Annotated in this window: 9 protein-coding genes; all 9 read left to right on the forward strand. The window is 47.2% G+C overall.

Annotated features, from left to right (window positions below; all coding sequences use genetic code 11):
- The first annotated feature begins 14 nt into the window (after positions 1-14).
- Positions 15-1,211: a trypsin-like peptidase domain-containing protein gene (locus U5O15_09375; protein MDZ7860852.1), complete on the forward strand. Its 1,197-nt coding sequence runs from the start codon at positions 15-17 to the stop codon at positions 1,209-1,211.
- Between the two features lie 42 nt (positions 1,212-1,253).
- On the forward strand, positions 1,254-2,609 hold the full coding sequence (gene purB / locus U5O15_09380; GenBank protein ID MDZ7860853.1) for an adenylosuccinate lyase: 1,356 nt from the start codon (positions 1,254-1,256) through the stop codon (positions 2,607-2,609).
- Positions 2,610-2,746: 137 nt separating this feature from the next.
- Positions 2,747-5,128: a phosphoribosylformylglycinamidine synthase subunit PurL gene (gene purL / locus U5O15_09385; GenBank protein ID MDZ7860854.1), complete on the forward strand. Its 2,382-nt coding sequence runs from the start codon at positions 2,747-2,749 to the stop codon at positions 5,126-5,128.
- Positions 5,118-5,945: a phosphoribosylformylglycinamidine synthase I gene (gene purQ, locus U5O15_09390; GenBank protein ID MDZ7860855.1), complete on the forward strand. Its 828-nt coding sequence runs from the start codon at positions 5,118-5,120 to the stop codon at positions 5,943-5,945. Before purL ends, purQ begins: the two co-directional genes overlap by 11 nt.
- A 61-nt stretch (positions 5,946-6,006) precedes the next feature.
- Positions 6,007-6,642 carry a hypothetical protein gene (locus U5O15_09395; protein ID MDZ7860856.1) on the forward strand — a complete coding sequence of 212 codons (636 nt, stop codon included), beginning with the start codon at positions 6,007-6,009 and terminating at the stop codon, positions 6,640-6,642.
- Entirely contained in the window at positions 6,639-8,006 is a 1,368-nt protein-coding gene (purF, locus tag U5O15_09400) for an amidophosphoribosyltransferase (protein MDZ7860857.1), read from the forward strand. The genes U5O15_09395 and purF overlap by 4 nt, the downstream gene beginning before the upstream one ends.
- Positions 7,988-9,460: a TldD/PmbA family protein gene (locus U5O15_09405; GenBank protein MDZ7860858.1), complete on the forward strand. Its 1,473-nt coding sequence runs from the start codon at positions 7,988-7,990 to the stop codon at positions 9,458-9,460. Before purF ends, U5O15_09405 begins: the two co-directional genes overlap by 19 nt.
- Before the next feature lie 3 nt (positions 9,461-9,463).
- Positions 9,464-12,208, forward strand: coding sequence for a TIGR03960 family B12-binding radical SAM protein (locus tag U5O15_09410; protein ID MDZ7860859.1), 2,745 nt, complete (start codon positions 9,464-9,466; stop codon positions 12,206-12,208).
- 2 nt (positions 12,209-12,210) lie between these two features.
- Entirely contained in the window at positions 12,211-13,749 is a 1,539-nt protein-coding gene (locus U5O15_09415; GenBank protein ID MDZ7860860.1) for an Rne/Rng family ribonuclease, read from the forward strand.
- Positions 13,750-13,914: the final 165 nt, after the last annotated feature.

A 13,914-nucleotide genomic window follows, 5' to 3' on the forward strand; every position in this document is an offset into this window, starting at 1 on the left:
TCGGGTGATCTACTGTGAAAAATTTCAATTCCTGGTGGTCTAAAGCATTCCCTTATGTTATGGGGACGATCTTCGGTCTCTCCGTTGCCCTTCTTGTTATATCGATTGTGATGTTTCAAAGGGTCAGCAGCAGCAGGCCCTTTCTCCCCGCCCCGCTCGAAGAGCTGGACACGGAAGATATTCCCGATGTGAGCGGATCGGCGATGGTATCCGCCAGAAAACTTGTAGCCCCCGCGGTAGTGACAATTACCGCTTATAAGACGAAAATGGTCTATGACAGACCGCGCTCGAGCTATGAGTGGTTCATGCAGTTTTCGGGAAGAATGCCCAGGAGACGGAAGGAGAAATATCCGAATTTCGGTTCCGGTATAATAGTTAATCCCGACGGATATATCCTCACCAATGAACATGTTATAAGGAACGCTGACGAGATATATATAACACTTCCCGACAGCGCTGAGAAAAAAGCTGTCGTGGCGGGCAAAACGGTGAGTTTTGATTTAGCTCTTCTCAAGATAGACGGAGAGGGATACTATTACGCTCCGCTTGGTAATTCAGACGACCTAGAAATCGGAGAGACTGTTATAGCTATAGGGAGTCCTTTTACCTATCTTTTTAATGATACTCAGCCTACCGTAACTTCGGGAGTCATCAGCGCGCTTAGAAGGGACGTCCGCCAGGGTGAGGGCGCGGACCATATATTTAATAACATGATACAGACAGACGCGGCGATAAATCCCGGAAACAGCGGTGGTCCCCTGGTGTCCAGAGGTGGAAAAGTAATTGGAATCAACACTTTTATCCTTTCCGGGAATAATAAGAATAACAGTATCGGGATGGGGTTTGCCATTCCGGTCAATACAGCCAGGATGGTAATGGAGGAAATAATTAATTACGGCCGTTTCAGACAGGTTTGGACCGGCCTGGGAGTTGTAGAACTTGACGAAGAAATGGTCGAGAGATTCTCGCTCCCATTTGATAACGGGCTTTTTATTCAGCAGATTGAAAAGGGCGGTCCCGCGGAAGCGGCTGATTTGAAGGTCGGAGACGTGATTATTAAGATTAACGGCAAAGAGGTTGACAGTTTTATACAGGCAAACAGGCTTATTTTCGGGAAACGTGTTGGAGATATTCTGAGGATTACCGTCTGGCGCGACGGGGAGCTTCTGAAAGTTGAATTGAAACTCGCTGAATCCCTTGACAGGGCCTGACGGAATTGCTTCGAAACCTGCTTGCCGCGGTTTCTTGAAGAAGTGGAATATAGAGAATATCCATTTTTGCAGGCAATATCCAGATTAGAAAGGAAGGTCGTTTTGATATCCAGATACTCTATTCCCGCTATCGCGGAAATTTGGTCTGATGGTAACAAGTATGATTTATGGCGCGAGATTGAAGTCTTATACTGTGAAGGGCTTGCAAGGTACGGATACATTCCGGAAAAAGCCGCCAAAGAGATAAGATCGAAAGCGGATTTTAAGATCAGGAGGATCGAAAAGATAGAGAAGAAAACCCGCCATGATGTGATAGCATTCCTTACTAATATGGCTGAGAATATCGGCCCGGCGGGCAAATACCTTCATATGGGGATGACAAGTTCGGACCTTTTAGATACCGCGCTTGCCTGCCAGCTCCGCTCCGCCGGAAAGGAAAACCTCAGGAGACTTAAGAAACTCCGCACAGTTCTTAAAAATCAGGCGGTAAGATACAAGAACCTTCCTATGGTAGGAAGAACCCACGGAGTGCACGCCGAGCCGACTACTTTCGGCCTTAAACTGCTGGTTTGGTTCAGTGAGACAGAAAGAAATATCGAGCGGTTGCGAGAGGCGATTGACGGTATCTCAGTCGGCCAGCTTACGGGGGCGGTAGGAACGATGTCTCATACCGATCCTAAGGTCGAACGATTTGTAATGAAGAAACTGGGGCTGACCCCCGCGCGAGTGACAACTCAGATAATTCAGCGCGACAGGCACGCCCGCTATATGTCCGCGATAGCTCTCGTCGGCGCTTCACTCGAGAAAATGGCATTAGAGATAAGGGCTCTTCAGAGAACGGAGGTTGCTGAAGCCGAAGAACCCTTTACGTCCGGGCAGAAGGGTTCGAGCGCGATGCCCCATAAGAGAAATCCGATTCTCACCGAGAGGATAAGCGGAATGGCTAGAATTCTGCGCTCAAACTCCCTTGCGGCTTTAGAAAATATAGCTCTCTGGCACGAGAGAGATATAAGCCATTCATCGGTAGAGAGGATGATTTTCCCTGATTCAACCGGAATACTGGCCTATATGCTTGAGAAGTTTACATGGGTGGTCAAGAATCTGAGGGTCAACAAAAAGGCGATGAAGAGAAATCTCGAGCTTACAGGCGGGCATATCTTCTCCCAGCATATTCTTCTCCTTCTGGTGAAAAAGGGGATTTCCAGAGAGGATGCCTATTCGATAGTACAGAGCGCGGCGATGAAGAGTGTGGAATCCGAAGCTGACTTTAAAGAGTGCCTGGCCCGTGATGGAAATTTCACAAAGTTATGTTCCGAAGAGGAGCTCGATAAAGCCTTCGATCTGGATAATCATTATAGAAACATCGATTATATTTTTAAGAGAGTACTGAAAAAATAGAGAGACGAAACAGCTTATTTATTATTTTGCAATTTGTTTTTTTGCCATCTCTCCTTTTGACAATTATTTCGGTTTCATATAGATTGAGGGTTTGGTTGTATATCGGTGTTTAAGAAGTCGGAGAAAGGGTAAACAGGGTGGTTAAAGGAACCGTATCTATAAAAGGAAAAACAGATTCTGAGGTCAAAGAATCTTTGTCGGAAAATGGTTTTAATATCACAGTTGAAGAAGCGCGGAAGGTTGTGAAGCTCGTCGGCAGAGACCCCACTCAGGTAGAGCTTACTATATTCAATACTATGTGGAGCGAGCACTGCAGCTACAAAAGCAGCAGCAAAGTGTTGTCGGAATTTCTTCCCACCGAAGCCTCCAATGTCGTAATGGGGCCCGGTGAAGACGCCGGTGTAATCAGATTTGCTCCCGCGGGCGAAGATGATTCATACTGTCTTGTGATAGCTCACGAAAGCCACAATCATCCTTCTCAGGTTCTGCCCGTTGAAGGAGCCGCGACCGGCATAGGCGGAATTGTAAGAGACGTATACTGCATGGGAGCGGATGTCGTGGGTGTACTCGACCCCCTCCGTTTCGGTGATCCGGAAGGGGAGAGGGGGACCGAATCAGCGGCTATAGCGAGAGGAGTAGTTGACGGTATAGCTCAATACGGAAATGCTCTCGGTGTGCCGAATCTAGGCGGCGATCTTCTCTTTGACGGCGGCTATGACGATAATTGTCTCGTAAATGTTGTGGCCGTCGGCCTTGTAAAGGAATCAAGGCTTATAAGGAGCAGGGTCCCTAAGGAGGCCGGAAAGACCCCCTACAAGATTATTCTCGTCGGAAAACCGACGGATGACTCGGGGTTTGGCGGCGCGGCGTTTGCCTCTGAAGATCTTGCCGATGAGGAGGAAGCGGACAGGGGAGCGGTGCAGGTCCCCGATCCATTTCTTAAACGTGTACTTACAGTAGCCAATAGAAAAGTTCTCGATCTGGCGCATAAGAAAGGCATTAAGATAGGTTTTAAGGATCTGGGCGCCGGAGGAATAGCCTGTGTGACATCTGAAATGGCCGACGCGGGCGGATTCGGAGTTCGGCTGAATCTTGACAGCGTTAATCTTGCGGCGGGGAATTACCCTCCGTCTGTCATATCATGTTCCGAAACCCAGGAACGTTACTGCCTTGCTGTTCCGGAGCATTTTGTCGATGAGGTTCTGGGGATCTATAACGAAGATTATGAGCTACCCCATATTTATCACGGGGCGGGGGCTTTTGTAATAGGAGACGTTATAAATGAAAAGATCTACAGGATAGAAACCTCAGGTGAGATTGTATGTGAGACTCCGGTCGATGTTATTACAACGGGAATATCTTATGACAGAGCGAAAGAGACGGGAAAGAGGATCTTCGAAGAACCCCAGCTCGATCCCGAAAGGTCAATAGAAGAAGATTTTATGAAAATAATCTCGTCTGTGAATATTGCTTCGAAGGAGTATGCTTTCAGACATTATGATTCTGAAGTCGGAGGAAGAGCGGTTATAAGACCCGGGGAAGCGGACGCGGGAGTGATTGCTCCGATACCGGGCAGCAGCACAGGTCTTGCTTTTTCAGTTGACGGAAACCCCTACTATGGAATGGTTGATCCCTATCAGGGGGGCGCGCTCGCGGTTTGTGAAGCGGCCAGAAACGTTGCCGCCGTTGGAGCGGTCCCGTCAACAATAACAGATTGCCTTAACTACGGAAATCCCGAATACCCGGAAGTCTTCTGGGAATTCTACGAGGGTGTTAGAGGGGTCGGCGATGCCTGCAGGGGGATCGGTTTGATAGGCAGTGAGGGGGAACCTCTGCCGGTTGTATCCGGGAATGTCAGTTTCTATAACCAGGGCAAAAAAGAAAAAGCCATACCACCTTCCCCCATTATCGCGTGCGCCGGAGTTGTGGAAGATTATTCCAGATCACGTTCTATCTTTTTCAAGGAAGAGGGCAACGCGGTGTTTCTGGTAGGTGAACCGCTGGATGAGCTTGGAGGCAGTGAGTATTACAGGCTGATTTATAATACCAGCGGAGCGAATATTCCAATAGCCGATTTTATCCGTGAAAGAAATCAAATTAAAACGATAATAGAGATGCACAAGCTGGGCTGGATAAGGGCTTGTCACGATGTAAACCAGGGAGGGCTTATTACAGCCCTCGCCGAGATGGCCATGGGTTCTGATTACGATCTGGGACTTACGGTTAATCTTGATGAATTAGGCAAAACCACTCTCGAACCGGAAAAACTCCTTTTCTCCGAAACGGGGGCGTTCCTGGTGGAACTTCCCGAAGGTCTCGATAGAGATGTACTTGCTCTGTGCGCCAGGAACCGTGTTAAACTGTTCAAGCTTGGACATATCATCTCCAGGCCGAAGCTTAATATATCGGCCGGAAACGAGAGGTTGGCGAGCTGGGATATAGCCGCATTGCGTGCCGCTTATTCAAACGCCTGCAGAGCTATATTCGGAAAGCGGAAAAGGAGAACAAGTGCCGGATAATTTTAATGGGAAAGTGGCTGTTATTCAGTTTCCGGGGGTAAACTGTGAGCCTGAAACTGTAAGAGCCGCGCGGGACGCCGGATTGGAGGCGGAAATATTCCGTTGGAATATGTCTCCCGGGCTTCTAAGTGAAGCGGCTGCTGTTATTCTGCCGGGCGGCTTTTCATACCAGGACAGGGTGAGAGCGGGAGCGGTTGCTGCTAAGGATAGGATTATGGACAAATTGAGTGATCTCGCGGAAAAGGGCAAACCAGTTCTCGGTATATGCAACGGAGCTCAGGTGTTGGTCGAAGCTGGTTTTATTCCGGGTCTTCACTGGGAAAGGATTGATCTCGCGCTTGCTCCTAATGTTATGAGTGACAGGGAAGGGTATTACTGTAACTGGATCTATCTCAGGGTCGAGGAGAATAATTGTGTGTGGACGGGTGAATATAGAGAAGGAGAGATCATTCCCATGCCGATTGCCCACGCTGAGGGACGCTTTATAACAAGGGATAAAAATATTATCGATGATATCCGCAGGAACAATCAGATAGTGCTTCGCTACTGCGGTGAAGCGGGCCGGTTGGACTCTTCTTTCCCGGTAAACCCGAATGGTTCTATTGAAAACGCGGCCGGAATATGTAACCCGGAAGGAAACGTGCTGGCCATGATGCCTCATCCTGAAAGAGCCTCGTGGCTGAGACAGGTGCCTGAAGATATTTCCGGAAAATGGAGAGCGAAACGCAGGAGATCATGCTTAAAGCCGGAGAAGATGGAGAATGAAGGGCCCGGGTTCGGGTTTTTTGCCTCGATCATTAAAGAAATATCGGGCTGAGGCGGTGTTGATATCTTTCTGATGAGTCTGAAATCAAGAATATTCAATAAGGAGGAAGGATTTGAAAGCCCGCGCTGAGTTATGGGTGAAATTGAAAGTTACAGATCTGGTAGTTGAGACGGCATGGTTAACCCTGACCGAGAAACTTGATTTTGATTATCTTCGCGGCTTGACGAAATATTCTTACTGGTTTATGAGGTGTGAGGGCAAGAGCCTTGAGGAAACAGCTGATCAGTTAGACAGGGTGATAACTCTTGACAGTACATTTACGAACCAGAACAAACATAAATATTCATTGATGATTGAAGAGGAGAAAAATCAAACGGGGAAGGGTGAGAGTTCTTTTGTCGCCAAGAGGGGCGATCTTAAGACTGAGGAGGATTTTACCCTGCGCTCCAAAGCGCCTTCCGATAAGCTCTACGCCTGCGACTGTCTGGTAAGTGAATTGGAATCCGATAAAAATAAGAATTATACCGACCGCATTAGCGGCAGGCTGGATGACATATCTATTTCAGAAATGAGAGCGGGGCTTGTTTGGAGATTGATTATTGAGGCCGACAGCAGCAGTGAAGCTGAGAAAAAAGCCAGAGAAATCTCAGTTACGCGTTCGCGCCGTGAAGGGCTTCTTTTGAATCCTCATTACCAGGATTTTGAAATCATTTCCACAGTAAGCCTTTCGGAAAGAGGTAATAATTGAAAGAAGAATGCGCGGTGTTTGGAATACTCAGAAACGATGAGGCCGCGAAACTGACCTACCTCGGACTTTATTCACTTCAGCACAGGGGACAGGAAAGTACCGGAATCATTACTTCTGACGGCAGAGAAATGTTTGAACACAAATCGATGGGGCTTGTCTCTAAAGCTTTTACCGGTGAAATATTAGACGGCTTAAAAGGAGACCTCGCTATAGGGCATAATAGGTATTCGACCACGGGCCGGACAAGCCTGGCTAACGCCCAGCCCTTTATGGTTAATTACAAGGGGGGACAGATAGCGATAGCTCACAACGGGAATATAGTTAACGCGGCAAAGCTGAGAAAGGAAATGGAAAATAACGGCTCTATATTCAGAAGTACTATGGACAGCGAGATAGTTCTGCACCTGATCGCGAAAAGCAAAAAAAAGACTATGGATAAAATATTGCCCGATGCTCTCAGGCACGTCGAGGGTGCTTATTCAATAGTCTTTCTTCTCAAGGATAGGATAATAGCGGTGAGGGATCCGCTCGGGTTCAGGCCTCTTTGCCTGGGAACACTTGGAAACTCCTATATATTTGCTTCCGAAAGCTGCGCTTTCGATCTCATCGGGGCGACATATATACGTGAAATAGCCCCGGGTGAAATGTGCGTCGCGACTGAAGACGGGATCGAGTCTGTTAATTTTGCAAAACCGGCCGCCACTCTCTCTAAATGCATCTTTGAATTTATTTATTTCTCAAGGCCGGACAGCAAAGTCTTCGGCGAAAATGTCGATAAGGTCAGGAGGAAACTTGGACGCAAGTTGAGTGAAGAGGCGCCGGTCGACGCCGATATAGTAATTTCCGTTCCCGATTCGAGTAATACGATAGCTCTCGGCTACGCGAATGGATCCGGCATTCCTTATGAGATAGGTTTGATCCGCAATCACTATGTAGGGCGGACTTTTATTCAGCCCGAACAGAGTTCGAGGGATTGGGATGTGCGTATTAAGTTCAATCCGGTCAGAGGTGTTCTAAAGGGTAAAAAGGTTATTGTAGTGGATGATTCGATCGTTCGCGGATCTACAATGAAGAAACTCGTATATATGCTGCGCCAGGCTGGAGCGGCCGAAATTCACTTAAGGATTGGGGCTCCCATGATAAATTATTCGTGCTATTTCGGTATAGATACACCAACGAGAAAAGAGCTGATTGCTTCTTCCTATTCGGCAGAGCAGATCAGGTCATTTCTCGACGCGGACAGCCTTGAATATATTTCCCTGGAAGGATTAAAGAGTTGTGTAAACAATCCGGAGGATTATTGCGTGGCCTGTTTCAATGGTGATTATCCAATTGGCTGTAGTAATTGTTCCGGAGATTCGTGAGAAACGGCTGTTATAGGGATTGCACGGATTGTTGGTCTGAAGGGACTGGAAATAATATGAATGTGTTCCCTCGAGCGGGTGAAATAAACGACGTATTGGAACTGGCGACTTCAAACGGCGCTGAATTTGCCGAACTCTTTTTCGAAAACAGACAGACGAAATCTATACTTCTCGAAGACAGAAGAGCTGAAAAAATATTAAGCGGGAGGGATGCCGGCTTCGGCCTTAGAATTGTAACTTCCGGCAGTACCGCGTATGGATATTCCAATGTTATATCCGCTGAAGAGATGATGCGGTTATGCCGGGATGTCTTAGACGGCGTAAATGGCGGTAAAGGTGATTTTGTTCTTCACGGGAAAATGAAAAAGGGGCGGGCCGGCAAAATAGAAGTACCCGCTGAAAAAGTCTCTCTTGAAGATAAGGTTGATATTGCTTTTGACGCTGACAGAATTGCCAGGGGGACATCTGAAGAGATTGCGCAGGTAAGTGTGAGATACGGCGAAAGTCTTCAGTACGTTGAGATATTCAACAGTAAAGGTGTATCTGTCGGAGATGAACGCCGTCAGATACTGTTCAATATAACCGTTGTCGCTTCAGACGGTTCAGATCTGCAGTCCGCGTACAGGAGCGTCGGAGGGAGGAAAGGGTATGAGTTTCTTTCAGCCGAACTGATTGAGAAACTTGCCCGCGAAGCCTCAGCCGGAGCTGTCAGGATACTTAAAGCTCCCCGCGTAAGCGGCGGGATTATGAAAGTTGTTCTGGGCAGTGAAGCGGGCGGCACAATGGTTCACGAGGCAATCGGGCACGGGCTCGAAGGTGATTCAGTCGCAAAGGAGCAATCGGTTTACACGGGCAGAATGGGGAAGATGGTCGCTTCAGAGTTGGTAAGCGTTGTTGATGACGCTACTCTCGAAGGGAAAAGGGGGTCGTATATATTTGACGACGAGGGTCAGCCGGCGCTCAAGACACTTCTTGTGGATAAAGGTGTTTTGAAGGGGTATATGCACAGCAGTCAGTCAGCTGAAAAACTTGGAACATCTTCGACGGGAAACGCCAGAAGACAATCTTTCAGATACAGGCCGATTGTAAGGATGAGTAATACGATGATCGTTCCCGGCGAGGATGACGCTGATTCTATAATATCAAGTGTTGAAGACGGTTTATACGTTGCCCGTATGGGGGGCGGGCAGGTTGACACTTCAACCGGCGATTTTGTTTTCAAGGTTAATGAAGGATATATGATCAAGAAGGGTAAACTCGGCAGTCCCGTAAGAGGAGCGACTCTTATAGGAAATGGACCTAAGATACTGACTCAGATCGATATGGTAGGGGATGACCCAGGATTCGATATAGGTTCTTGCGGTAAAGACGGACAAGTTGTGCCCGTTTCAGACGCCCAGCCGACTCTGAGAATTCCATCTATTACGGTTGGGGGAGAGGCACAGGTGCGATGATTTATGAGCGGCAAATCTCTTGATCCCTATTTTGACGGAATTCTTCCGACAGTAGAAAAACCGTCAAGATATATTGGAAATGAGCTGAACTTTCTCTCTGAGGGATTTACAGAAGGGAGATTCAACATCCTGCTGGCCTTTCCCGATGTTTATGAGATAGGAATGTCATATCAGGGGATCCACACCCTTTACAGGAGAATTCTTCAGAAGCGGCTGGCAGAAGTGGAGTTTATTTTCGCGCCGTGGCCCGATATGGAGAAGAGACTTTTAGACTGTGATGAACGGTTAAGGTCACTGCAGTCGGGAACGCCGGCGGGCAGATTTGATCTTGTCGGATTCTCACTGACGTATGAACTTCACTACACTAATCTTCTTATGATGCTGCGTTTGGCCGGCATACCCTTCGAAGCGTCTGAAAGAACGGATAAGGATCCGCTTGTTATTGCCGGCGGAGCATGCTGCATGAATCCTCTTCCGGTTATAAAGTCAATGGATGCCGTGTTTCTCGGCGACGGCGAAGAATCTCTGTTGGAAGCGGTTGAACTGCTGAAGGAACTGAAAGGTTCTAAAGCGCCGAGAGAAGACAGGAAAGAGGCGCTGTCAGGGATTGACGGGGTTTATGTTGAAGGCTATTCTTCAGGCGCCGGAGCAAGGATCTATTCTTTACACTCGGATGACGATAAGAAGTTTGATCCTCCTTATAAACTCCCGGGTATAGTTCCTTCCTGGAAGCCCCTTGTACCTTCGTCTGAGATAGTTCACGAGAGACTCGTAATCGAGGTTCAGAGAGGATGTACCAGGGGGTGCCGTTTCTGCCAGGCGGGGATGCTCTACAGGCCTTGCCGTGAAAGGGGCATCGACGGGATTGTCCGTGCTGTAATTGAAGGGCTGGACTCCAGCGGTTGGGAGGAAGTGTCGCTTCTCTCCCTTTCTACTTCCGATTATTCTAAACTCGGCGAGCTTGTTGAAAAGCTGGCTCCGGAGCTGCGCCGCAGGAATGTCTCGCTCGCTCTCCCCAGCCTTCGGCCGGAAACAATAACGGACAAGATAGTCGAAGCCCTTTCGCTGGGGAAGAAGTCGGGGTTTACAATTGCTCCCGAAGCGGGAACGGAACGGCTTAGAAGAGTTATAAACCGCGATATGAGTAATGGGGATATTATCGGCAGTTGCAGGAGAATAATCGAAGGAGGCTGGCGGACTATCAAGTTGTATTTTATGATAGGTCTTCCGACTGAGACTAAAGCGGATCTTGACGGAATTGTTGATTTGATAAATGAGATTCTCAGTCTGAAGAAAAAGGGAAAATTCAAGTTAAACGTGACAGTCTCACCTTTTGTTCCTAAAGCGCATACTCCGTTTCAAAGAGAAAAGCAGTGCGGTACCCTGGAGATCGCTGAGAAGCAAGAATACCTTTCGAGTCGTTTGAGAGACCGCCGTTTGAACCTGCGCCTGAGAAATCCCGAGGTCAGTGTGCTGGAAGGGATACTGGCGAGAGGAGATTCTTCCCTGTGGCCGGTCCTTCTCCGTGTAGTTGAGAGAGGAGGACGCTTTGAAGGGTGGAGCGATTACTTCAACTTCGACATATGGAAAGAAGAGCTCGATGAGAAGGGGATGAATCTACACAACCTCCTTTCCGGAATACCCTCCGGTAATCCTCTCCCATGGGAAAAATTCAGATCCCCCGTAAAAAGAGAGTTCCTTATCGAGGAGAGAGAAAGAGGGTATGAAGGGATGCTCACTCCGGATTGCAGGGAGGGGTTATGTACTGATTGCGGTGTGTGTGATTATCTGCCCGGTGAAGGGTATGATGTTTCGGAAAAAAAGCAGCGCAGCTTGAATGATACAGAGAAACCAGAGAGTATTGAAAATTCTAAATCTGCTGAAGATTATTTAAGCCTTAAGACCGGCGGGGAACTTGATAAAGCGGATATTAATGCGGATTCAGAGAACAATCAGGAGGCAGTTTTCCGTTACAGATTTATTTTCTCAAAGACCGGGAAGGCAAGATTTATATCACACCGGGAGATTGTAGATGTAATCCGGAGAGCCGTCAGGCGAACGGGACTTCCGGTCAATTTAAGCAAAGGTTTTCATCCTCAGATAAAACTTTCTATTGCGCCCCCTCTCTCTGTGGGAATGGAAGGCGAAAACGAGTTTTTCGATATCGAGCTGAAAGATAGAATGGATATATCTCCAGAGGTTTTTCATCAGCTTTTACCTCCGGGAATTGAAGTTAAACGGTGCACGGGACCTTTTACTAAGAAAAAGGGGAAGTTGCCGGTTGAATCGTTGTTTCATTATCATCTCGATTTTGAGGCTCTTCGTTTTCTGATGAAGGACTACAGAAAAGACAGTAAATATTTGCGTCAGGGGTTCAATATGTGGTATTTGTTAAAAGAGAGTTTGAGCTTCCCGGGTGATGAAAGCGTTGTTAACGGTTGTCTCGCGGATAACCCGGCAGAATGTCTGTTGAAGCGGTTCGAAGAGCTTTTTGGAAGGAATGAAGATATTATAAATAGAAGGGGGAAAACGCGATCTTTAGAGGGTTGCCGTGCGGAATTCGTGGGAGACGATGTTATCGGATTGAAATTGCCGGCTGAAGGAGGCGCCGGGGTAACTCCGCGGGATCTATTGAGCGTTTATCTGCCTGATAAGTTTGCTGATTTAGTAAGAATTACGAGAAAGGGATTATACTATATAGAGGGGGGAAAATCTTATGACCCCGCCGAGCTTATAGAAAAAAGGTAAATATGGGAAAACAGATAAAAAAAGAAATAGTAATAAATTATACAAATAGAGAAGTTCGTATAGCTATACTAGAAGATGAAGAGCTTGTTGAATTTCTCATAGAACGGGAGGATAACCGCAGAACTGTAGGCGCGATATTTCTCGGAAAGGTCAGCGCTGTTGTTCCCGGTATTCAGGCGGCATTCGTTAATATCGGAAGGGAGAAAGCCGCCTTTCTTCACGCGAGTGACGTCGGCACGGGATCCGTGGATCCTGATCTGATTGAGGACGAGGACGCTGATTTCAACGAAAGCAGGAATCAGAAAGAGACACCCCCGATTCAGAGTCTATTGAAGAAGGGTGATGAAATAATTGTGCAGATACGCAAAGAAGCAATAGGAACTAAAGGTCCCCGAATATCTTCCCAGCTCTCACTGCCCGGACGTTACGCGGTACTCATGCCCAATCTCAATCATGTGGGAATAAGTAAAAAGACTAGAGATCGCCGTGAAAGACACAGGCTCAGACAGATAGCAAGGAAATGCCGTCCCAAAGGGTGCGCTGTTATAGTAAGAACCGTTGGAAAAGGTGTGAGCGAAAATCAACTCAGGGATGACATTAAACAACTGGAAAAGAAATGGAAGAATATTCAGAAGAAAATCCAGAAAGCCAAGGCGCCTTCTTTGATACATGAGGATGTTGATATTACTGTGTTTGCCATCAGAGATCAGGTGTCGAATGATGTTGACAGGATCACTATCGATAACAGGGATGAATACAGCAGGCTGATCGCCTATCTTAAGAGTTCAGCGCCTAACCTGTCTTCAAAGGTGAAGCTGTATAAAAAGAGTATACCTATTTTTGATTACTTCGAAATTGAAAGGGAAATCAAGAAGACTCTGGAAAGAAAGATATGGTTTCGCAAGGGTGGATATCTTGTTATAGAACATACAGAAGCGCTTGTCTCGATAGATGTGAATACCGGCCGCTTTACGGGAAAGAAGAATCAGGAAGAGACGATTTTTGAGACAAATATGATTGCGGCAAAAGAGATAGCAAGACAGCTGAGACTTCGTGATATCGGCGGAATCATAGTTGTCGATTTTATCGATATGGAAAGGGAACAGAACCGCAGCAAAGTTTATCAGGAGTTCAAGCGTATGCTCAAGAGGGGCAAATCGTACGCCAGGGTTTCGAAGATAAGCGATCTGGGGTTAATTGAAGTGAGCAGAAAAAGAGTCCGTCCAAGTCTTCTTCACTACTATAGCGATGAATGTCCATACTGTAAGGGGAGCGGGAAAATCCTGAGCATAGAATCTATGGCTATGAAGATCGAACACTGGGTAAGACGCTGTGGGTCAAAGAAGATAAAAGGGATTCAGTTTCGCGTAAATTCGATGCTTGGATTATTCCTCCGTGAACAGAAGGGTGAATATATCAATCAGCTCGCTGATAAATACAATTTAGAGATTGAGATTATAGATGATCCCAGAATGCAGAGGGAGGACTTCAGGGTCCTTTCAAGAGACGGCAAGAGAGATCTTAAGGCGGAGCTTGTATAGATCGGCCGTCCGCAGGGGCGTCTATATCGAGATCCTTCTATTCTCTAATCCGACAATGAATTATCCGTGTTGAAAACGGAAGATCAGCTGGCTTATGTTTGAAGAGGTTATTTGTCGAGCCGGGATTCAGAAAATCCCTTCAAGCTGCAAGTTCACGCTTGACTT

Source organism: Candidatus Krumholzibacteriota bacterium, from assembly GCA_034520215.1.
Taxonomy (GTDB): domain Bacteria; phylum Krumholzibacteriota; class Krumholzibacteriia; order Krumholzibacteriales; family WJIX01; genus JAGHBT01.

Excerpts from the sequence above, each read along its gene's own strand:
- U5O15_09410 (MDZ7860859.1), top strand. The coding sequence starts at position 9,464 with ATGAGCGGCAAATCTCTTGATCCCTATTTTGACGGAATTCTTCCGACA.
- U5O15_09415 (MDZ7860860.1), top strand. The coding sequence starts at position 12,211 with ATGGGAAAACAGATAAAAAAAGAAATAGTAATAAATTATACAAATAGA.